Here is a 21785-nt window from a genome sequence, read left to right on the forward strand (position 1 = left end):
GATCAGCCCCATGAAGGTGTCGAGCCGGCCCGCCGAGGACATCAGGCCGATGCCGACCCCGAGGTTGAGCACGTTGATGAAGAGGATCCAGATCACCGGGACGCAGAGGAACGCGCCCAGGACCAGGCACATGGCCGCGGCCTGGGCGTTGTTCGTCCACACCTGGGCGGCGAACGACGCGGCCGGGTGGCTGGAGTAGTACGTCTCGTACTCCCCGCCGGGGCTGGTGAGGCGGCGGAGGTCGTCGGGGGCCGCGATGGCCGACTGGACCTCCGGATGCGTACCGATCCACCAGCCGATGACCGCCGCCAGCACCGTGGAGAGGACGGCCGTGGGTATCCACCAGTGCCGGGAGCGGTAGACGGCGGCGGGGAAACCGGCGGTGAGGAAGCGGGTGACATCGCGCCAGGAGGCTCGGCGGGTGCCCGTGACCGTGGACCGGGCACGCGCCACGAGCTGGGTCAGGCGGGCGGTGAGCATCGGGTCCGGGGCGCTGGACTGGAGGAGCGAGAGATGGGTGGCCGTGCGCTGGTAGAGCTCGACGAGTTCGTCGGCTTCCGTGCCGGTGAGACGGCGCCCGCGGCGCAGGAGCTGGTCCAGGCGGTCCCACTCGGTGCGGTGGGCGGTCACGAATACGTCGAGATCCATGTTCGGCTGCTGCTCCAGGCATGGGTGCGTACGGGTTCGTACTACGGCGGCGGCGCGCTGCGGGCCAGCTTGGCAGACTGAGGGCCCGAGGGGCAGGGACGGATCGGCGAAGGATGGGGCGGCGATGAGTGAGCTCGTGACCGGGGACGCGGTCGTGCTGGGACTGCGGCCGGCGAAGCTGCCGAGCCGGGCGCTGGCGGTGGTCATCGATCTCGCCGTGGTGGGGGCGGCGTTCGTCCTGGTGTCGATCGGGCTGGCCGTCGCGACGGCGACGCTGGACGACGCGGCGCTCGCTGCGGTGTCCGTCGCGAGTTTCCTGCTGGTGCTGGTGGGCGGGCCGATCGCGGTGGAGACGCTGAGCCGCGGGCGTTCGCTGGGGAAGCTGGCGTGCGGGCTGCGGGTGGTCCGGGACGACGGGGGGCCGATCCGGTTCCGGCACGCGCTGGTGCGCGGGGCCGTGGGGGTCGTCGAGATCCTGCTGACGCTCGGGGTCGTCGCCTGTATCGCCTCGCTGGTGTCGGCCCGGGGGCGGCGGCTCGGGGACGTGTTCGCGGGGACGCTCGTCGTACGGGAGCGGGTACCGGCCTCGCGGGCGGCTGCTGTGCCGCCTCCGCCGCCGTGGCTGGTCGGGCGGTTCGCGGGGCTGGACCTGTCGGGGGTGCCGGATTCCCTGTGGCTGGCCGTCCGCCAGTACCTGACGCGGATGCACCAGCTCGACGCGCAGGTGGGCGGGGCGATGGCGGAGCGGCTGGCCGGGGAGCTGGCGGGGCGGACCGGGGTTCCGGTGCCGGAGGGGGTGCCGGCCGGGGCGTATCTGGCCGCGGTGGTGAACGAGCGGCAGGCGCGGGACGCGCGGCGGATGTTCGTCGCGGCTCAGGAGAGTGCCCGGGAGCGTGGTGCTCGGGAGAGCGGTGCGCCGGAGAGCGCCGTGCGCCCCAGTGGTTCCGGGGGTGTGGGTCCCGGGTGGGCGCCGGTGGTGTCCGGGCCCGTCGCGGAAGGCTTCGAAGGCTTCGGGGCGGGTGCGTCGGAGCGGTCCGCGAGTGCGGAGGGACCGGGGCCGGACGCGGGGGTGGCGGACGGCCGGACGTCGCCGCCTGCTGCCACCGGGTTCGCACCACCCGCCTGAGCACCACCCGCTTGAGAGCCGCCCGTCTGAGTACCACTCGCCTGGGAACCGCCGTGGGGCCGGGCTCTCAGGTGTACGAGGGCGGGGAGTCCAGGTCCTCCAGCTCGATGCCGGGGGCTGCCAGGACCACGTCACCGGCGATGTGAACGGTGTGCCGCTCGCCGGTGTCCAGGGCGCTGACCTGGTATTCGTCCACGGTCAGGGGGCCGTTGTCAGTGGTGTGCGCTTCACTGTTCACCAGGGCCCAGGACTGGTCGACGGTCCGGGGGGCGAGGACCGGATCCGTGAAGGCGACCAGGCGCACGCGGGTCGCGGGTGAGCCGGGGGTGAGACGCAGCAGTCGTGCGGTCGCGATGAGGAACGCGGGGGACGTGCCGGTGAAGGCGTGGGCGCGGACATTGCCTTCGGTGGCATGGGTGCCGGTCGGGTCGGTGCGGACCCAGGTGACGCCTTCGAGAGCGGCGCCGCGGACCTGCCAGCTCGCGGCGTGCAGTTCGAGGCGGATGGGGCGGCCGAGTTCGTCGAGGGTGAGGTCGACGGAGCCGAGGTGATCACCGGACGGGGCGGTGGTCCGGGAGATGTAGCGCCAGCCGGAGGGCCCGGGGGCGCACTGGAAGTGCTCTTCGCCGAGGGGGGTGTGATCGTGGAGATCGTGGAGCGAATATCGGCCGCGGGGCATGGGGTCCTTCTGGGGTCCTCGGGCTGAGCGGGTGCGGTACGGCGCAGGCCCCCGACACGGGGGTGCGGGGGCCTGCGTTCGTCACTGCTGCGGAGACCGTTCCGGTCGCCGGCGGCCGGTCGTCACCGGCCGGGGGGTGACCAGGTGGAGGGTCACCGGCCGGCCGGTGCCGGGGTGGTCGTCGGCGGGTGGGGTCAGTAGCGGTAGTGGTCGGGCTTGTACGGGCCCTCGACCTCGACCCCGATGTACGCGGCCTGCTCCGGGCGGAGCGTGGTGAGCTTGACGCCGAGGGCGTCGAGGTGGAGGCGGGCGACCTTCTCGTCCAGGTGCTTGGGCAGCACGTAGACGTCGGTCGGGTACTCCTCGGGCTTGGTGAACAGCTCGATCTGGGCCAGCGTCTGGTCCGCGAAGGAGTTGGACATCACGAACGAGGGGTGCCCGGTCGCGTTGCCCAGGTTGAGCAGGCGGCCCTCGGACAGCACGATGAGGACCTTGCCGTCGGGGAAGGTCCAGGTGTGGACCTGCGGCTTGATCTCGTCCTTGACGATGCCCTCGATCTGCGCGAGACCGGCCATGTCGATCTCGTTGTCGAAGTGGCCGATGTTCCCCACGATGGCCTGGTGCTTCATCCTGGCCATGTCCGAGGCCATGATGATGTCCTTGTTGCCCGTCGTGGTCACGAAGATGTCCGCCTGCTCGACCACGTCGTCCAGGGTGGCGACCTGGTAGCCGTCCATCGCCGCCTGCAGCGCGCAGATCGGGTCGATCTCCGTCACGATCACCCGGGCGCCCTGGCCGCGCAGCGACTCCGCGCAGCCCTTGCCCACGTCCCCGTAACCGCACACGACCGCGGTCTTGCCGCCGATCAGCACGTCGGTGGCGCGGTTGATGCCGTCGATCAGCGAGTGACGGCAGCCGTACTTGTTGTCGAACTTCGACTTCGTCACGGCGTCGTTCACATTGATCGCCGGGAACAGGAGGGTGCCGTCGCGGTGCATCTCGTAGAGACGGTGCACACCGGTCGTGGTCTCCTCGGTGACGCCGCGGATCTCCGACGCCAGCTGCGTCCACTTCTGCGGGGACTCGCCGAGGGTGCGGTTCAGCAGGGTGAGGATGTGGGCGTACTCCTCGCTGTCCGCGGTGGAGGGGTCCGGGGCCGCGCCGGCCTTCTCGAACTCGACGCCCTTGTGGACCAGGAGGGTGGCGTCACCACCGTCGTCGAGGATCATGTTCGGACCGCCGGTGGGCGTGTTCGGCCAGGTCAGGGCCTGCTCCGTGCACCACCAGTACTCCTCCAGCGTCTCGCCCTTCCAGGCGAAGACCGGGACGCCCGCGGGAGCCTCGGGGGTGCCGTTCGGGCCGACGGCGATGGCCGCGGCGGCGTGGTCCTGGGTGGAGAAGATGTTGCAGGAGGCCCAGCGGACCTCGGCGCCGAGGGCGACCAGGGTCTCGATCAGCACGGCCGTCTGCACGGTCATGTGCAGCGAACCGGTGATGCGGGCACCGGCCAGCGGCTGCGCGTCGGCGTACTCCTTGCGGATCGACATCAGACCGGGCATCTCGTGCTCGGCCAGGGTGATCTCCTTGCGGCCGAACGCCGCGAGGGAGAGGTCGGCGACCTTGAAGTCCTGTCGGTTGGCGACCGTCGTCATAACGGGCTGCTCCTCGTGAAGGGTGTCGAGGTGGGGCACGGATGGCTCTGCGGCGACGGGCACACGAATGCCCGGTGCTCGCAGCGCAGTCCGTCGGAGGCCCTCTCTCCCTCGGCCGGTCCGCACGTGGGGACCGATCGACCGCCATCAGCAGCGACGTCTGACTCTGGCGTCGAATCTACACCGATCGGCCCAGTCCCTCCCAGCCCGCCCGGGAGCCGGGCGGGGCGGGGAGGACGTTGCGGAAGCCTGCGGGAGAGCGGGTCGAGAGGGTGTCCGGAGGACATATGGGCAGGTGGGCGGCGGGTCCGGGGATGCCCGGCCGGGACGGACCGGCCCGTCGCGGCGGGTTCGGTCAGTGGCCGGATTCCGTCGGGGTGTCCGGAGCGCCGGGCGCTCCGCCCGGCGCCTTTCCGGGGTTGATGCCGGCTGCGGCAGCGGCCTCGCTGTAGATGTCCGGCTCCAGGTAGACGACCCGGGCGATCGGGACCGCGGCGCGGATGCGGGCCTCGGCGGCGTTGATGGCGTTGGCCACCTCGACGGCCGTGTCGTCGTGCTCCACCGCGATCTTGGCCGCGACGAGCAGTTCCTCGGGGCCGAGGTGGAGCGTGCGCATGTGGATGACGCGGGTGACCGTGTCGCCGTCGACGACCGCGTTCTTGATCTTCTCGACCTCCTCGGTCCCGGCGGCCTCACCGAGCAGGAGCGACTTCGTCTCGGCGGCGAGCACGATCGCGATGATGATCAGCAGGGCGCCGATGCAGAGGGTGCCGATACCGTCCCAGACGCCGTCGCCGGTCGCGAGGGAGAGGCCGACGCCTCCGAGGGCGAGGATCAGGCCGACCAGCGCGCCGAGGTCCTCCAGGAGGACGACGGGCAGCTCGGGGGCCTTGGCCCGGCGGACGAACTCCTTCCAGGAGAGCGATCCGCGGATCCCGTTGGACTCCTTGATGGCCGTGCGGAAGGAGAAGCTCTCGGCGATGATCGCGAAGACCAGCACCCCGACCGGCCAGTACCAGGCCTCGATCTCGTGCGGGTCCTTGATCTTCTCGTAGCCCTCGTACAGCGCGAACATGCCACCGACGGAGAACAGCACGATGGAGACGAGGAAGGCGTAGATGTACCGCTCGCGGCCGTAGCCGAAGGGGTGCTGGGGGGTGGCCTCGCGCCGGGCCTTCTTGCCGCCGAGCAGCAGCAGTCCCTGGTTGCCCGAGTCGGCGAGCGAGTGGACGCTCTCCGCGAGCATCGATGACGAGCCACTGAACAGGAACGCCACGAATTTGGCCACCGCGATGGCCAGGTTGGCGCCGAGTGCCGCCACGATCGCCTTGGTTCCGCCTGACGCACTCATGGGTGCCTGGTGTCCCTTCGTTCGCTGCTGCGGCCCTGGCGCCGCCGTACGGCCGGACATTGTTGCAGTCGCTGGTGCGGGTGGTACGTCAGACCACCACTGTGGCACGGAACAAGGTTCCCGTACCGGACACCTCGACCTCTTCCCCGGCGGGTACGAAGACGGATTCGCCGGGGGCGAGGTCCAGTGCGCCCGCCTTCGTGGCGCCCTGGGTGCAGAGCAGGATCTGCGGGGCGTCCCGGGTCAGGTCCACGGGAACGGCGCCGGGCGAGAGGTCGAAGCGGGAGAGCCGGAACTCGTCCACGGGCGTCTCGTACGGTTCCTCGCCGGACGGTGCGGCCTCGGGGCGCAGGATGTCGGGGTCGGCCGCCTCGAAACGGACGATGCGCAGGAGTTCGGGTACGTCGATGTGCTTGGGCGTGAGCCCGCAGCGCAGCACGTTGTCCGAGTTGGCCATGATCTCGACGCCTAGGCCGTCGAGGTAGGCGTGCGGGACGCCCGCGCCGAGGAACAGTGCCTCGCCGGGTTTGAGTTCCACGGGGTTCAGCAGCATCGCCGCGAGGACCCCGGGGTCGCCGGGGAAGTGGTGGGCGATCCGGGCGTACAGGGCGTGGGCGCCGCCGAGGCGTTCGGCCGCGGCGGCGGCGCGGTGCACCGTCTCGGCCATTTCCGTGGGCTCGGCGCCGAGGATCGCGGTGAGGACCTCGCGCAGGGCGGCCTCCTCGGGGTGGGCGCCGAGGAGGTCGACGTACGGCTTGAGCTCGTCGACGTCGAGGGCCGCGATCGTCCGGGCCGCCTCGGCGGGGTCGCGGAAGCCGCACAGGCCGGTGAAGGGGGTGAGCGCGCAGATCAGCTCGGGTTTGTGGTTGGTGTCCTTGTAGGTGCGGTGGGGGGCGTCGATCGGGACGGACCGGCGCTCCTCGTCCTCGTAACCCCTTCGGGCCTGTTCGAGGTCGGGGTGGACCTGGAGGGAGAGCGGGGCGCCCGCTGCGAGCAGTTTGAGGAGGAAGGGCAGGCGGGGGCCGAACTTCTCGACGGTGGCCCGGCCCAGTTCGCGCTCGGGGTCGGCGGCGATGACGTCGGCGAGGGACTGCTCGGGGCCGGGCTCCCCGGTGCTGGTGGTCCGGGTGAGGCGGGAGGGGGCGCCGGGGTGGGCGCCCATCCACATCTCGGCCTGGGGTTCGCCGGTGGGGGCGACGCCGAGCAGTTCGGGTATGGCGGTGGTGGAGCCCCAGGCGTAAGGGCGCACGGTGTTGGAGAGCCGGTCCATGGGAATTGTGTCCTTGGGGGTGCGTGGATCGGGTGCGGTGTGCTGCTGGGTGTCCGGGTGTCGCCGGACCGGGCGCGGACGGGGCCCGCCGTCGTACGGGGCACGGGCGCGGGCCCGGTCAGGCGCGGGCCTCCGAGGCGAGGGCCAGGTACACGGCGGCGAAGTCGGTGACCGCGAGCAGTTCGGCGAGGGATTCGAGGTCGGTGCCCTCGTCCGGTTCGAGTTCGCTGATCGCGGTGTCGTGGCCGAGGGCCAGTTCGCGGGCGGCGGGGGTCGCGCTCAGGCCGCCCGTGGGACGGTCCCGGAGCAGTACGACGCGGGCGTGCAGCGGCTCCGGCTCCTCGACCCGGTCGCGGAAGAAGTCGTCGGGGTCGGCGCCCGCGGCGAACGCGCCCGCCAGCAGTCCGCCGTGGGCGGGGAGCGCCCCGGGCAGTTCCGCGGCGAGGGCGGGGCGCCCGGACAGCTCGGCCAGGACGGCGGCGAACCTGCGGCCGACCGGGCCGGCCGCGTCGCCCTCGGTCCAGATCAGGGGCAGGCTGTCGGCGAGTTCGGCGGCGAGGGTCTTGGCCGGGTTGCTGTACGTGGCGATGGCCGGGCCGCAGCGTTCCGCGGTGCGGTCCAGCCGGTCCGCGACGCCCTGCAGCGCGTCGGCGGGGGCGGTGACCAGGCCGACCCGGTCCAGCAGCGCGAGCAGCGGGGTGAACAGCGCCCAGAGCGTGCCGGGGCCGGCGGCCGAGGTCTCGGCGTCGTACTCGCCGTGCGGGGCGGAGGCCATCGGTACGAGGAGGCCGCGCACGCCGTCGACGGCCTCGCGCAGCGGTGACCGGTGGGGGGCGACCGCGACGACGCTGCAGCCGCGGCGGTACGCCTGTTCGGCGAGGAGGGCGAGGCCCGGCTCGGCGCCGTCGGCCGTGACGATGAGCAGCAGGTCCACGGGTCCGGCCCAACCGGGCAGTGCCCAGCGCAGCGCGCCCGCGGCGGGGGCCACCCCGGTGGGGCGGATGGACGTGACGGGTGCGGACGCGCCGACCAGGGCGGTGACGAGGTCGGCGACGCCGGACGCGGCGGTGCCGAAGCCCGCGACCAGTACGGCGCGGGGGCGGCCCTCCGGGTTCAGTTCGCCGATCCCGGCCTCGGCGGCGTGCCGGGCGGCGGTGCGGGCCCGGGCCCCGGCCTCGGCGGCGCCGCGGAGCAGGCCGCGGCGGTCGGCTCGGGCCAGGGATTCCGGGGCGTCGAGCAGCGACTCGTCGAGCATGGGGACGGTCCTCCGATCACATGCTGATCACCGTGCGGGGCGGGGCGGCGGGCGACGGCCTCGTGTGCCCGGGCTCCGGTTGCGCGGGGCGACGGCCTCGTGTGCCCGGGCTCCGGTTGCGCGGGGCGGCGGGCCGGGGCGTGCGCCCGGGCTCCGGCGTTACGCGGGGTGGCGGGCCTCGTCGACGAGGAGGACGGGGATGCCGTCCCGTACCGGGTAGGCCAGTCCGCAGTCGTCGCCGGTGCAGACCAGCTCGGGGGTGTCGGATGCCGACCGGTCGTCGAGCGGAGAGTGGCAGGCCGGGCAGGCGAGGATCTCCAGGAGGCCGGCTTCGAGCGGCATGGGGCGGGTCCCTTCAGACAACGGATCAGGCCACGTCAGCCTACCGCCGGAGGGCGGGGCGCGCGGGGTGGGGCGGGGCTGGGTGGGTGCGGGTGGAGCCGGGGTGTACGCCCGGGGGGGCCAGTGCTGAACGGCAGGGTCTCCGGGGAGTGGACCAGGGCTAAACGGCGGGGATCTCCGAGGAGCGGACCAGGGCCAGCACCTCGTCCCGCACCGCTGCCATCGTCCGTTCGTCGCGGGCCTCCACGTTCAGGCGGAGCAGGGGTTCGGTGTTGGAGGCGCGGAGGTTGAACCACCAGTCCGGTGCGGTGACGGTCAGGCCGTCCAGGTCGTCGGTCGTGATCCCGTCGCGGTCCGCGAAGGAGGCGCGTACCGCTGCCGTGCGGGCCCGCTGGTCGGCGACCGTGGAGTTGATCTCGCCGGAGCCGGCGTAGCGGTCGTACCGGGCGACCAGGTCCGACAGGGAGCCCGGCTGCCCGCCCAGCGCGGCCAGCACGTGGAGCGCGGCCAGCATGCCCGTGTCGGCGTTCCAGAAGTCGCGGAAGTAGTAGTGCGCGGAGTGTTCGCCGCCGAAGATCGCACCGTGCTCGGCCATCTCCGCCTTGATGAAGGAGTGGCCCACGCGGGTGCGGACCGGGGTGCCGCCGTTCTCGCGGACGACCTCGGGAACCGAGAGCGACGTGATCAGGTTGTGGATGACGGTGCCCCGGCCGCCGTTGCGGGCGAGTTCCCGGGCCGCCACCAGGGCCGTGATCGCGGACGGGGAGACGCCCTCGCCCCGCTCGTCGACGACGAAGCAGCGGTCGGCGTCGCCGTCGAAGGCGAGGCCGAGGTCGGCGCCCTCGGCCACGACACGGGCCTGGAGGTCGACGAGGTTCTTCGGGTCGAGGGGGTTGGCCTCGTGGTTGGGGAACGTGCCGTCGAGTTCGAAGTACATCGGTACGAGGTCGACGGGCAGGTCCGCGAAGACGGTGGGGACGGTGTGGCCGCCCATCCCGTTGCCCGCGTCGACGACGACCTTCAGCGGGCGGATCGACCCGAGGTCGACCAGGGACAGCAGGTGGGCGGCGTAGTCGGCGAGCGTCTCGCGCCCGGTGACGGTGCCGGGGGTCCCGGCCGGTCCGGGGGCGCCGGTTTCGGCCCACTTCTCGACGAGGGCGCGGATCTCCGAGAGCCCGGTGTCCTGGCCCACGGGTGCAGCGCCCGCCCGGCAGAGCTTGATGCCGTTGTACTGCGCCGGGTTGTGCGAGGCGGTGAACATCGCGCCGGGGAGGCCCAGGCTGCCCGAGGCGAAGTACAGCTGGTCGGTCGAGCAGAGGCCGATCAGCGTGACGTCCGCGCCGCGTGCTGCGGCCCCGCGCGCGAAGGCTCCCGAGAGGCCGGGCGAGGAGGGCCGCATGTCGTGGCCGACCACGATCGCGTCCGCGTCCGTCACCTCGACGAAGGCCGCCCCGAACTGCTCGGCGAGCGGTTCGTCCCACTGGTCGGGCACCACTCCGCGCACGTCGTACGCCTTGACGATCTGCGACAGATCAGCAGCCACGGGCCGGTCCTCCTGAGATTCCTGCGGACCGCCCAAACTACCCGGCAGCCACTCGGACGGACCGTCGGGCCTTCCGGCCGCCGCGTACGCGGAGCCGGAGGACGGCGGGGCCGGGCAGAGGCCGGGGCCCCGGCGGGGGAACAGGATTCCGACAGAGGTCAGGGCTCCGGCAGGAGTAAAGGAATACCGGCCCCCGGCGGGGATCAGAAATCGGCAGGGTCAGAATCCGGCAGGAGTCAGGAGTCCGGGGAGCGCAGCACCCGCAGGTGGCCGCGGCGCGCGACCTCCATCGGGTCGGCCGTCGGCGAACCGCCCCGGCCGTCGTCGGCCCCGCGGTCGTGCGGCCGGGCCGCTTCCCGTACCGCGTTGGCGAGCGCTTCGAGGTCGTCGCCGCTGGGGCGGGAGGGCGCGGAGGGGTCGGAGAGCCGGACGACTTCCCAGCCGCGCGGTGCCGTCAGCCGCTCGCTGTGCTCGGCACAGAGGTCGTAGCAGTGGGGCTCGGCGTAGGTGGCGAGCGGGCCGAGGACCGCAGTCGAGTCGGCATAGACGTACGTCAGTGTCGCGACGGCAGGGCGGCCGCACGCGGTGCGCGAACAGCGACGTACAGGGCTCACGATGTTGGACGGTACCGCACTCTTGAGCGGGCTGCGACGACCATCCCCCAGGTCACCCCTTCGTGTCGCGCTGTGACGTCCGGCACAACCGCCTTCCGGGCGACCTTTCCGACCTGCGCGGGAGCGGCCCGGAACGGCCCGGATCAGCAAGGGTTCCGGTCACCATTCGGCATAAAAGTTGTCATTCGGCAGGAGTCCGGCGATCAGCAGCGGGGCCTGAAACAAGCCCTCGGTTGGCCGGATTGTTCAGGATTGGACATGCCGATGACCCGTCAGGGAGCGGCGGCCGCCCCGCCCTCCGGAGCGTTACCCTGCGTCAGTGATGGACAGTCCTGTACCGCCCCGCCCGTCCCCGCCGTCTCCCCCGTCCGAGCCGCGTCCGCGCCGCCGGGACCGGCACGGCCGTGGCATGCGCGGGCCCGTCGCCCCGCCCCAGGTGCCGCTCTCGGTCAGCAGGGCGGAGAACTTCCGCGACCTCGTGCAGGACTCGGTGGAGCGGCTGGAGCGGCGCTGGCCCCAGCTGGCGGACGTCGACTTCATGGTGCTCGACGTGCCGGGGGCGCAGGAGGAGAGCGTTCCGCTGGGGCACGCGGTGTCCGCCGAGAAGGGCCGGCCCGCGCAGATCGTCATCTACCGGCGGCCGGTGGAGATCCGCACCAAGAACCGCGACGAGCGCGCCCTGCTGGTGCACGAGGTCGTGGTGGAGCAGGTCGCGGACCTGCTCGGGCTCTCGCCGGAGTCCGTGGATCCGCGGTACGGGCAGGAGTAGGCCGCAGCGGGCCCGGGGACGGGAGCGGAAGCAGGAACGGGAATGGGAACGGTGGCGTGCGGGGCGACCGTTCCCGGCCCGCCCGCACACCACCGTTCCCACCCGTCGCTCCGGCCCCTCCGGGACGGTTCCGGAGGTCCCGTCCGGCCGGGAGCGCCGTAGGGCGTGTTCCGGAAGTCCCGGCCGGCCGGGGGCCTAGTCCCGCAGGACCGAGAGGTCCTGGACGGCCTCGGGCACCTCGACCGTTCCGCCGTCGTCCGGCAGGGTCTGCACGGTGAACATCTTGATGCCGCCCTGCATGATGGTGAGGGTGCGCGCGGCGTGGACCGGGCCGCCCGACTCCGTCTCCACCGTCAGGGCGTAGCCGCCCTTGAGGCCGGACGGCACGGGCGGGACGACCCCGAGTGTCGTGCTGCCCTTGACCGTGTACTTCTTGATGACCTTTTCGCCGCCCCCGCTGCCCGCCGATGCGGTGACCTTCACCGTGGCGTCGGCTCCCGGGGCGGTCAGCGAGAGCACCGAGCCCTCGGAGCGGTTGTCGGCCACCGTGGCCCGCGCGCCCACCGGGGCCGTCGCCGGGATGTAGCCGACCTCCTGCTTGTCGCCGGAGCCGCGGACCACGCGCAGCGCGGCGACGACCGGGGTGCCCTTCCCGCCCTTCTCCGGGGCGAGCAGCAGGGAGCCGGGCTCGCCCTTGGTGAGGTCCTTCAGGTCGAGGCTCGCGGTCATCTGCGACTTGACGTGCAGTCCGTCGTTCCCGGCCGGGGTGATCGCGCCGGTCTTGCCGAGCAGTTTCACCTTCAGGTCGGCGTCGTCGTCGCCGGGCGCGAAGGCCACGAGGTGCACCGAGGTGGCGTCCTCGGGGATGCCGGGCATCACCAGGGTGCCCGTCGGGGTGGTGGAGGCGGCCAGCCAGTCGCTGCCGGTCTTGTCGTCCGCGGCCCTGACGGCGGCCCCGAGGCGCCCGGTGCGGGTGGTGACGTGGGCGGTCACGTCGTCGACGGCCTCGCTGGTGAGCGTGGAGATGAGGACCGGGACGCTGGACCGGGCGGGCACCGTGATGCCCTCGCCGACCTCGGACTTGAGTGAGCCCTCGGGCCCGTAGAGCTCGATGTCGGCCACGGCCGCGGTGTCGTCCGGGTTGGTCAGGTGGACGTAGTCCTGGCGGGACTTCGCGGTGCTCACGGCCGGGAACCAGAAGTCCGTGTCGGGGACGGTGCAGCTGACGCCGAGCAGGCCGCGCCCCTCGCCCGCCTCGACCATGGTGGTCTGCTGGGCGCTCCAGCCGGGGGCCAGGCGGCCGGTGGCGGTGCCGACCAGGGCCGGGGTGTCGGCACCGGACTCCTCGGCGACGGCCGGTTTGCCGGGCTCCTTGAGGGAGACGACCGGCTTCCCGGCGCCCGCCTCCTTGTCGTCCTTCTTCTTCCCCTTCTCGTCCTTCTTGTCGCTCTTGTCGTCCTTCTTGTCGCCCTCGCCCTCGTCGTCCGTGAGTTCGGACGTCGCGGTCGGGGTCAGTTCGGCCGTGCCGGCCTCGCCCGCGCCGTCGCCCGCCGGGGTGAAGGAGGTGTAGGTGGTCTCCGAGAGTTCCGAGAGGCCGGGGGCCGGGCAGAGCAGGGTGGACCGTTCCACCGGCAGTCGCGCGGCGGTCGCCGCCTTGGCGGTCTCCCCGTCGCCGGGCGCGGTGAGCACGGCGAATCCGGTGACGGCGGCGAGGGCGACGGTGCCCGCGATGAGGGACAGGCTGCTGGTGGACTTCACTCGGACTCGCCTCGCGATGCGTTGCCGGTCGGCCACGGGTTCTGGCCCGGGGCAGGGTTCTCGTCGGGGTTCTGCGGGGCGTACGGGGCCGGGTGGCCGCCGCCGCCCTGGTCGTAGTGCGCCGGGGACGCGTACGTGCCGGTCTGCGGGTCGTACTGCTGCTGTTGCTGCTGGGCGTAGCCGTACGGGTCGTAGGAGTTCTGCCCGTACGGGTCGGCGGTGGCGGGTTCCTGGTGCGTGCCGTGCGCGCCGTATCCGCCGTCCTGGTACTGACCCTCCTGGTACTGGGTCTCCTGGTACTGGGTCTCCTGGTACTGGGTCTCCTGGTACTGGCCGTTCTGGTACGGGCTCCCGTCGTACCCGTTGCCCGGGTACTGCTGGTAGCCGGTGTCCTGGTACTGCTGCCCGTCCCATTCGCCGTACTGCTGCTGCGGCACCGCCGCGTACTGACCGTCGCCGTCCTGCTCCGACTGCGGCTGCTGTGCGGGGGCGGGGGCGGGGTCGTACTCCTCCGCCCGCTGGGCCGGGACGTGCTCCTCCGGCGCGTGCGGTGCCTGCCCGGCGGCGGTGTCCGGGACCGGCGTGGCCTCGGCCTCGGCCTCCGCCTGGGCCGCCGCGCGCAGCCTGCGGGCCCGGCGCCCCTCGCCCGTGACCGGTTCCGCGGGGGCCGCCACGCCCTCCTCGGGCAGGTCGTCGTCGATCTCGCGGCGACGGCCCGGCAGGGCGAGGACCAGCAGGACGAGCGCCAGCGTGCACTGGGCCCAGATCCAGGCGGTGTGGGTGAACGGGGTGTCGTACGTGAGGTCCAGCGTGCCGCCCTCGGCGGGCAGCTCGAAGCCCTGGGCCCAGCCGTCGACGGTCTTGCGGGTCAGCGGCCGGCCGTCGAGCGTGGCCTGCCAGCCGGCGTCGGCGGCGTCCGCGATCCGCAGCACCCGGCCGGCCTCGCCCGCCGGGATCCTGGTGTGCGCCTCGACGGGGAGGGAGCCCACGGGCAGCTGCTCGCCGCCCTCGCCGGGCGGGACGATCATGATCCGGGCGACCTGGCGCTCCACCCGCCACAGCGCGCTGCCGTCCAGCTGGCTCAGCCGGCTGAGGCCCGGGGTCGCGTCGAGGACCCGGCTCATCTCCTTCGGGGCGCCGTCGCGGACCAGTACGTACCGGATCGCGAAGCCGCTGAGCTGGCTGCCCTGGTCGGCGCCGGAGCCCGCGACCAGGTTGGCGACGACCTTGTCGAGGTGGCTGTTGCTGCCGCCCGCCGCGGTCAGTTCGGCGTCCCCGAGGCGCGCCCCGGAGCCGCGTACCAGGGTGTACGAGACGGTGGAGGGCGAGGAGCCGCCGAGCACCAGGGTGCGCGGCTGGTCGCGGGTGGTGCTCTCCTCCGCCACGAACGCGGGCACCTGCACCGGGTCGCGGCGCTCCAGCGGTCCCCCGGCGCCGCCGATCATCCAGCTCACGGCGGCCACGGCCGGGGCGAGGGCCGCGGCGAGGGCGATCAGCGCGGCGACGGGCTGCCGCCATCCGAAGCTGAGCTCGGCGACGCGCACCCGGGCGCCGTCCGCGCCGACCAGCGCGGCGGCGATCAGCGCGATGCCGTACACGAGGGTGGCGGGGCCGGCCCAGCCCGAGCCGTTGGCCAGGGCGGCGAAGACCATCGCGACGAGCGCGACCGTCCAGGCGGCGCGCACCGCGAACTGCCGCTCCCCGCGCAGCAGCGCGGCCAGGGCGGCGAGCACGATGCCGAACAGCAGCACGCTGCCCGCGGCCTTGGGGCCGCCGGGGCTGATGGCGAGCAGGTCGAGCGCGGAGGCCGTACCCGCGCCGATGTCCAGGCCCGCCTCGTCGAAGAAGCGGGACGGGCTGGTGAGCAGCGAGAGCGACCAGGGCGCGAGCACGAGCAGCGGGGTGCCGATCGTGGCGAGGAAGCGCAGGCCGTACGCGGTGATGTCGTCGCGGCGCAGCACCAGCACGCCGATGCCGAGGACGACGGCGAGCGGCCAGACGATGGGCGTGAACGCCATCACGAAGGTGAGGAGCAGGGTGTACGCCCAGGTCGCGCGCCAGCTGCCCCGGGCGCCGCCGGAGGCGCGCATGCCGTGTGCGGAGACGGCGGCGCGGGCGATCGGCGGGAGGAACACGGCCAGTACGGCGGTGCCGAGGCGGCCGGTCGCCAGGGCGCCGGTCGCGGCGGGCAGGAAGGCGTACGCGACGCTCGCCCAGGCCCTCAGCAGCCTGGATTCGAGCAGGGGCCGGGAGGCGAAGTACGCGGTGAGTCCGGCGAGCGGGACGGAGCAGACCAGCAGCAGCGTGAGCGCGAGGCCGGTCGAGCCGAGGAACAGCGCGGACAGCGCGGAGAGCACGGCGAGGTAGGGCGGTGCGGTCCAGGTGCCGCCGGTGCCGACCGTGTGCCAGGCGTCCGCGTACTTGCCCCACAGGTCGGAGACGTCGCCGGGAGCGGGCAGCAGCGCGCCGCCGGTCAGCGAGCCGCCGCCGAGGAGGCCGCGGCAGGCGACGAGCGAGACGATCAGCAGGACGGCGAAGAGCACCGGGCCCGGCTTGCGGCCGATCCGCTTCAGCCTGGCGAACTGCTCGATCTCCAGGAAGTCGGCGTCGTCGCCGCCGGGGCCGGATTCCACGGCGCCGTGCCGGGAGCCGCCGGAGTCGGTGTCGGAGCCGCTGCCGAAGTTGCCGGCGACCTGCTCGACGGTGGCGCGGACGGTGGCGCCGGGCGGCGGGAAGAGGCCGCGCAGTTCGGCCTGGTCGACGGCGCCCTTGCCGCGGGCGCGCCGGGCCGCGAGGATCCTGCCCGGCCGCAGCAGGGTGCCGAAGAGCCCGGCGACCTCGTCGAGGGCCTGGCCGGGCACCTTGCCGACGAGGTAGGCGAGGGTGCGCAGCAGGGTGCCGACGACGAGCCGGAGCAGCACCCAGGGCAGGACCTTGGCGCGTGCGTTGGCCAGCATCGTGTAGACGGCGCCGGCCTTGTCGACGCGGTGCGGGGAGGCGACCGAGCGTCCCGCGCAGTCGATGGGGCGGCGTTCGCGGGCGGACGCCTCGGCGTGCCGGAGGACGGCGTCGGGGGCTACGAGCACCCGGTGTCCCGCGACGTGCGCGCGCCAGCACAGGTCGACGTCGTCACGCATCAGGGGCAGCCTGCGGTCGAACCCGCCGAGCTCCTCCCAGACATCACGGCGGATCAGCATGCCCGCGGTGGAGACGGAGAGCACGGTACGGACCTGGTCGTGCTGGCCCTGGTCCTGTTCGCGCCGGTCGAGCCCGGTCCAGCGGCGCCCGCTGTTGGCGATGGAGACGCCGACCTCCAGCAGCTGCCTGCGGTCGTACCAGCCGCGGAGCTTGGGGCCGACGATCGCGGCGTGCGGGTCGGTGTCCACGACGCGCAGCATCTCGGCGAGGGCGTCGGGGGCGGGGGCGCAGTCGTCGTGGAGCAGCCAGAGCCACTGCACCGGTTCGCCGTGCGGCAGCTCCGGCATCTCGTACGCGTCGTCGCGCCAGGTCCTGCTGACGGGGTCCCAGCCGCTGGGGCGCTTCAGGTACGGCAGCTCGTCGGCGGAGAGGACGCCGGCCGTGCGGACCGCCTCGTCGACGGCGGTGCCGAAGCTCGTACGGCGCGCGAGGTGCAGGACGCGTTCGTCGCCGAGCGCCTCGGTGACCAGTTGCGCGGAGTCGTCGGCGCTGCCGGTGTCGGCGGCGACGACGTTCTGCACGGGACGTTCCTGCCCGAGCAGTCCGGCGAGCGCGTCGGGCAGCCAGCGCGCTCCGTCGTGGGAGACGAGCACGGCGGTGACGACGTGCCGGGGGAACTCGGGGGCGGCGGCGGCCGCGTACGGCGCCGCCGATTGGCTGTGCACGGACATCGAGGTACGGGCCCTCCGGCCGGATCCGGGGGAAGTCCCCCGGGGGCTGCATCGGTGTACACGCGCGCTCCGTCAGGGCGTTGGCGCGTCTCGGACGGGGCCCCACACTAACGGTACGGACCACCACGGCGGCGCCGAGCGCTCGAACGGGGCCCGGTGCGAGGGCTGCGGAGCCCGGTGGCGGGCGCTGACCAGGGGCGGACCGGGGGCGGCGGAGGCCGGGCGGGGACGGGCCGGGGGCCGGGCATGGGCCGGGGGGCCAGGCATGGGCCGGGGGCCGGGCATGGGCCGGGGGCCGGGCATGGGCCGGGGGGCCAGGCATGGGCCGGGGGGCCAGGCATGGGCCGGGGGGCCAGGCATGGGCCGGGGGGCCAGGCATGGGCCGGGCACGGCGATGGCCCGTCGCCTGCGGGCAAGGTGCAGACGACGGACCATGGCCGGTCGCGGTTCGCTGTTCACGATTCGGGGCCCGGGGTTCGGGGCCCAGGGTCCGAACCCGGGGTGGAGTCGCGGAGCCGTGCGTGGAATCCCGGAATCCGGACCTTCGGGTGTACGGCCGGTCCGGCCGGTCCGGCCGTTCAATCGTCCGGTCGTACGCGGTCGTCCGCGGAGGTTGTTGTCTCGGACGGGGCGTCCGCGGGGTGGTCCGCCCGCTGTGGCGGGCCGGGTGCAGGGGACGGCGGGCCACCCGCCCCGCCGTTCCGCTCGTCCCGCCGTTCCGCTCGTCGCGGGGCGGGCTCCGTCTCGTCTCGTCGCGGGGTTCCGCGATCAGATGGCGGCCTTTTTCAGGCGGCGTCGCTCACGTTCCGAAAGACCGCCCCAGATTCCGAAGCGTTCGTCGTTGGAAAGGGCGTACTCAAGGCATTCGGACCGGACTTCGCAGGCGAGGCAGACCTTCTTGGCCTCGCGGGTGGATCCGCCCTTCTCGGGGAAGAAGGACTCGGGATCGGTCTGGGCGCACAGTGCGCGCTCCTGCCAGCCGAGTTCCTCGTCCGCGTCCTCGACCAGCAGTTGCTGGAACAGCTCGGTCATGTGCGCCCCTCGTCTGTCTCTTGCGTCCCCGTGATGCAGCCGTTACTGATCGCGGCCGAACGACACGAGTGAAATTACAAGTGTGTATCTCCAGGCCAGTCAAGCGAGGATCTGCTATCGGCCTCGGTATTCACTCTGCGGAACCAAACGTATGCAGAAAGTGTGCAAATCGGCAAAAAACTGACATGTGCCGTGGGTCTCATCACGCCCCGCCTCCCACTGGGTGAGACGACTGGAGACATCTCCATGTTTCGGATTCGATCACCGAAGCGACCAAGATCACAGCCGGGTCACGGACCTTCAACGCCGCTCAAGAGCACGGTTGGTGCGCCACATCTCCGCCACCATGGCTGAATAAACCTTTCTGCTGGCCACCCGACCGAATGGGGTGAAACATTGCCGCCAAACCGGGCATCGGGTTGACAGCGGCGACATCGAGCCGGTCTCCTTGACTGCATGCCAGCGACCGCAGCGATGTACGCCACCCACGTCCGTGGGTTCCGCACCGCTGTCCAGGCCCGCTGTTGCTGTTCCAGCTGTCACAGCTGTTGATGCCCCCGGGGCACCGGCTCTGATCCGGCTTCTTCGATCCAGCTCTCCAGCTCCTCCGCTCTTCCGCGCGGAGCCCCTCCGCGGATCCGCAGAGCGTTCCGCGGGACGTCCGTCCCGTACGGCCGCGGCTCTCCGGTCTCCGCGACCCCCGCACACGCACCCCCATGCCGAGGAACCACCTCATCCATGAACAGCGACAGCGACCTGCAGATCGCCGGCGACATCCTCGAAGTCCAGCACCTCCTCCAGCCGCCCCGCGAGCACCCTGCCACCGTGGCCGATTTCGTCGGGCTCGCCCGCCGCATCGCCGCCGACCGCGCGCGGTGGGAGCCGCTCGTCCGGTACGACGCCACCACCCGCTGGTACCACCGGCTGCACACCGTCCCCCCGGCTCCCGGCTCCGCCCGAGCGGGGGAGGCCCCCCTCGGCTACGAGGTCTGGCTGCTCAGCTGGGTGCCCGGCCAGGGCAGCGGACGCCACGACCACGGCCCGTCCTCCGGCGTGCTGACCGTCCTGGAGGGCCGGCTGACCGAGCGCACCGAACGCGGCGACCGGACCCTGGACCCCGGCGCGCAGCGGGTCTTCGCCCCCGGATACGTGCACGAAGTGGTCAACGACTCGCTCGAACCGGCCGTCAGCCTGCACATCTACTACCCCGGCCTGACCGAGATGCCGATGCACGCGGCGCAGTGCTCCCCGGCGACCGCGGACGTCGTACCCGCCTGACGCCCCACGCACCACCACCCCCACAAGGACCAGGCTCCGCCCGACAGGCCCACCCGTCGCCCACCACCACCCCCACAAGGACCAGGCTCCGCCCGACAGGCCCACCCGTCGCCCACCACCACCCCCACAAGGACCAGGCTCCGCCTGACAGACTGTCTTGCATGCGCATTGTGGTTCTGGCCGGCGGTATCGGCGGTGCTCGTTTCCTGCGTGGCCTCAAGCAGGCCGCGCCCGGGGCGGACATCACGGTGATCGGCAACACCGGTGACGACATCCATCTGTTCGGGCTGAAGGTCTGCCCCGACCTCGACACCGTGATGTACACCCTCGGCGGTGGCATCAACGAGGAGCAGGGCTGGGGACGTACGGACGAGAGCTTCCACGTCAAGGAGGAGCTCGCGGCGTACGGTGTGGGGCCCGAGTGGTTCGGGCTCGGCGACCGCGACTTCGCGACGCACATCGTCCGCACGCAGATGCTGGGCGCGGGCTACCCGCTGAGCGCCGTCACCGAGGCGCTCTGCGCGCGCTGGAAGCCGGGGGTCCGGCTGCTGCCGATGTCCGACGACCGGGTCGAGACGCACGTCGCGGTCGACCTCGACGGCGAACGCCGGGCGATCCACTTCCAGGAGTACTGGGTGAAGCTGCGCGCCTCGGTCGAGGCGCAGGCGATCGTGCCGGTCGGCGCCGAGCAGGCCAAGCCCGCGCCGGGCGTGCTGGAGGCCCTCGCCGAGGCCGACGTGATCCTCTTCCCGCCGTCCAACCCCGTCGTGTCGGTGGGAACGATCCTCGCCGTGCCCGGCATCCGGGAGGCCGTCGCGGAGGCCGGGGTGCCGGTCGTCGGCCTCTCCCCCATCGTCGGGGACGCGCCCGTGCGCGGCATGGCGGACAAGGTGCTCGCCGCGGTGGGCGTGGAGTCGACGGCGTCGGCCGTGGCCCGGCACTACGGCTCCGGACTGCTCGACGGGTGGCTCGTCGACACCGTGGACGCCGGGGCGGTCGACGAGGTGGAGGCCGCGGGCATCCGTTGCCGCGCCGTACCGCTGATGATGACCGACGTCGACGCGACGGCGGAGATGGCGCGGCAGGCGCTGGAGCTGGCCGAGGAGGTACGGGCGTGAACGCCGCCGATGCCCCCGGGCCCGCGAACGGCCCCGGGCCCGCTCCCTCTTCCGCCTCCTCCCCCGCTTCCTCTTCTCCTTCTCCGCCGGCCTACCGGGTCTGGGCGCTGCCCGGGATGCCCGAGGTGCGGGCCGGGGACGACCTGGCGAAGCTGATCGCCGCGGCCGAGCCGGGGCTGGTCGACGGCGACGTGCTGCTGGTCACCTCGAAGATCGTCTCCAAGGCGGAGGGCCGGATCGTCGAGGCCACCGACCGGGAGGCGGCGATCGACGCCGAGACGGTACGGGTGGTGGCGCGGCGCGGCACGCTGCGCATCGTGGAGAACCGGCAGGGCCTGGTCATGGCCGCGGCCGGGGTCGACGCCTCGAACACCCCCGCCGGGACGGTGCTGCTGCTGCCCGAGGACCCCGACGCCTCGGCGCGGGCGATCCGGGACGGGCTGCGGGACAGCCTCGGTGTCGAGGTCGGCGTCGTCGTCACGGACACCTTCGGGCGCCCCTGGCGCAGCGGGTTGACCGATGTGGCGATCGGGGCGGCCGGGGTCCGGGTGCTGGACGATCTGCGCGGCGGCACGGACGCGTACGGCAATCCGCTGAGCGCGACCGTGGTGGCCACCGCCGACGAGCTGGCCGCGGCCGGCGACCTGGTCAAGGGCAAGGCCTCGGGGCTGCCGGTCGCGGTGGTCCGGGGGCTCGGCCACGTGGTGGACCCGACGGACGCGGTGGGCGGCGCCCGGGCGATGGTGCGGGGCGCGGCCGACGACATGTTCCGGCTCGGTACGTCGGAGGCGGTGCGGGAGGCGGTGACCCTGCGGCGCACGGTGCGCGAGTTCACCGACGACCCGGTGGACCCGGGGGCGGTGCGGCGGGCCGTGGCCGCCGCCGTGACGGCGCCCGCGCCGCACCACACGACGCCGTGGCGGTTCGTCCTGCTGGAGTCCGAGGAGTCCCGGACCCGGCTGCTCGACGCGATGCGGGACGCGTGGATCGCGGACCTGCGGCGCGACGGGAAGAGCGAGGAGTCGATCGCGAAGCGGGTGCGGCGCGGCGACGTGCTGCGCCGGGCGCCGTACCTGGTGGTGCCGTGCCTGGTGATGGACGGCTCCCACACGTACGGGGACGAGCGGCGGGACGGCGCGGAGCGCGAGATGTTCGTGGTCGCCGCGGGCGCCGGCATCCAGAACTTCCTGGTGGCGCTGGCCGGTGAGCGGCTGGGGTCGGCGTGGGTGTCCTCGACGATGTTCTGCCGGGACGTGGTGCGCGAGGTGCTGGACCTGCCGGAGTCGTGGGACCCGCTGGGGGCGGTCGCGGTGGGGCGCCCGCTGGTCGCGCCGGTGGCCCGGGCGGGCCGGGACCCGGAGGACTTCGTCACGGTGCGATGAGACGGGGCGGGGCGCCCGGCCGGGACGTACGGACGCCGCGTCCGGTACGGCAGGTGGTTCCCGGGCGGTACGGCGGGCCCCGCGCCACGACCGCGCGGG

At 73.2% G+C, this 21785-nt stretch carries 17 protein-coding genes (1 of these 17 running past the window's edge); 5 read left to right on the forward strand and 12 right to left on the reverse strand.

Translation table 11 applies throughout. The features are described 5' to 3' along the window. On the reverse strand, positions 1 to 648 hold the 5' portion of the coding sequence (locus tag OCT49_RS12170) for a stage II sporulation protein M (RefSeq protein ID WP_283851895.1). 360 nt of this gene lie to the left of the window's left edge; only the first 648 of its 1008 coding nucleotides appear in the window; its start codon is at positions 646 to 648; its stop codon lies beyond the left edge, outside the window. Between the two features lie 124 nt (positions 649 to 772). Here OCT49_RS12170 and OCT49_RS12175 point away from each other — a divergent pair, with 124 nt between their 5' ends. Further along, a complete protein-coding gene (locus OCT49_RS12175) occupies positions 773 to 1774 on the forward strand; it encodes an RDD family protein (protein WP_283851896.1) in 1002 nt (333 codons plus the stop codon). Positions 1775 to 1841: 67 nt separating this feature from the next. On the opposite strand, the gene OCT49_RS12180 is transcribed toward OCT49_RS12175, so the two are convergent. From OCT49_RS12180 to OCT49_RS12215, 8 genes are all read right to left on the reverse strand, one after another. After that, positions 1842 to 2453, reverse strand: a complete 612-nt coding sequence (locus tag OCT49_RS12180) for a hypothetical protein (RefSeq protein ID WP_283851897.1) — start codon at positions 2451 to 2453, stop codon at positions 1842 to 1844. Positions 2454 to 2647: 194 nt separating this feature from the next. After that, on the reverse strand, positions 2648 to 4105 hold the full coding sequence (gene ahcY / locus OCT49_RS12185; RefSeq protein ID WP_283851898.1) for an adenosylhomocysteinase: 1458 nt from the start codon (positions 4103 to 4105) through the stop codon (positions 2648 to 2650). Positions 4106 to 4460: 355 nt separating this feature from the next. Continuing rightward, entirely contained in the window at positions 4461 to 5456 is a 996-nt protein-coding gene (locus tag OCT49_RS12190; protein WP_283851899.1) for a cation diffusion facilitator family transporter, read from the reverse strand. 88 nt (positions 5457 to 5544) lie between these two features. Further along, positions 5545 to 6726, reverse strand: coding sequence for a mannose-6-phosphate isomerase, class I (manA, locus tag OCT49_RS12195; protein WP_283851900.1), 1182 nt, complete (start codon positions 6724 to 6726; stop codon positions 5545 to 5547). Positions 6727 to 6844: 118 nt separating this feature from the next. After that, positions 6845 to 7981 (reverse strand): SIS domain-containing protein, encoded by a 1137-nt coding sequence (locus tag OCT49_RS12200; protein WP_283851901.1) that lies wholly within the window; start codon positions 7979 to 7981, stop codon positions 6845 to 6847. A gap of 159 nt (positions 7982 to 8140) precedes the next feature. Then, positions 8141 to 8323 carry a Trm112 family protein gene (locus OCT49_RS12205; protein ID WP_283851902.1) on the reverse strand — a complete coding sequence of 61 codons (183 nt, stop codon included), beginning with the start codon at positions 8321 to 8323 and terminating at the stop codon, positions 8141 to 8143. A 160-nt stretch (positions 8324 to 8483) separates the two neighbouring features. Next, the gene (locus OCT49_RS12210) at positions 8484 to 9866 is read right to left on the reverse strand and encodes a phosphomannomutase/phosphoglucomutase (protein WP_283851903.1); all 1383 of its coding nucleotides are present in this window, start codon (positions 9864 to 9866) and stop codon (positions 8484 to 8486) included. A 236-nt stretch (positions 9867 to 10102) separates the two neighbouring features. After that, positions 10103 to 10480 (reverse strand): DUF3499 domain-containing protein, encoded by a 378-nt coding sequence (locus tag OCT49_RS12215; protein WP_283851904.1) that lies wholly within the window; start codon positions 10478 to 10480, stop codon positions 10103 to 10105. Between the two features lie 322 nt (positions 10481 to 10802). Here OCT49_RS12215 and OCT49_RS12220 point away from each other — a divergent pair, with 322 nt between their 5' ends. Continuing rightward, on the forward strand, positions 10803 to 11249 hold the full coding sequence (locus OCT49_RS12220) for a metallopeptidase family protein (RefSeq protein ID WP_283855768.1): 447 nt from the start codon (positions 10803 to 10805) through the stop codon (positions 11247 to 11249). Positions 11250 to 11444: 195 nt separating this feature from the next. Here OCT49_RS12220 and OCT49_RS12225 read toward each other — a convergent pair whose 3' ends face one another. From OCT49_RS12225 to OCT49_RS12235, 3 genes are all read right to left on the reverse strand, one after another. Beyond that, positions 11445 to 13007 carry a DUF5719 family protein gene (locus tag OCT49_RS12225; protein WP_283851905.1) on the reverse strand — a complete coding sequence of 521 codons (1563 nt, stop codon included), beginning with the start codon at positions 13005 to 13007 and terminating at the stop codon, positions 11445 to 11447. After that, the gene (locus tag OCT49_RS12230; RefSeq protein WP_283851906.1) at positions 13004 to 16876 is read right to left on the reverse strand and encodes a glycosyltransferase; all 3873 of its coding nucleotides are present in this window, start codon (positions 16874 to 16876) and stop codon (positions 13004 to 13006) included. The genes OCT49_RS12225 and OCT49_RS12230 overlap by 4 nt, the downstream gene beginning before the upstream one ends. A 768-nt stretch (positions 16877 to 17644) precedes the next feature. After that, a complete protein-coding gene (locus OCT49_RS12235) occupies positions 17645 to 17908 on the reverse strand; it encodes a WhiB family transcriptional regulator (protein WP_003968728.1) in 264 nt (87 codons plus the stop codon). A 738-nt stretch (positions 17909 to 18646) separates the two neighbouring features. Here OCT49_RS12235 and OCT49_RS12240 point away from each other — a divergent pair. The 3 genes from OCT49_RS12240 (at position 18647) to OCT49_RS12250 (ending at position 21686) form a co-directional block, all read left to right on the forward strand. Then, complete coding sequence (locus OCT49_RS12240) at positions 18647 to 19186, forward strand: cysteine dioxygenase (RefSeq protein WP_283851907.1); 540 nt, start codon at positions 18647 to 18649, stop codon at positions 19184 to 19186. 161 nt (positions 19187 to 19347) lie between these two features. Continuing rightward, positions 19348 to 20304 carry a 2-phospho-L-lactate transferase gene (gene cofD, locus OCT49_RS12245; protein WP_283851908.1) on the forward strand — a complete coding sequence of 319 codons (957 nt, stop codon included), beginning with the start codon at positions 19348 to 19350 and terminating at the stop codon, positions 20302 to 20304. Next, positions 20301 to 21686, forward strand: coding sequence for a coenzyme F420-0:L-glutamate ligase (locus OCT49_RS12250; RefSeq protein ID WP_283851909.1), 1386 nt, complete (start codon positions 20301 to 20303; stop codon positions 21684 to 21686). Before cofD ends, OCT49_RS12250 begins: the two co-directional genes overlap by 4 nt. Positions 21687 to 21785 lie beyond the last annotated feature (99 nt).

The organism is Streptomyces sp. ML-6 (assembly GCF_030116705.1).
Taxonomy (GTDB): Bacteria; Actinomycetota; Actinomycetes; order Streptomycetales; family Streptomycetaceae; genus Streptomyces.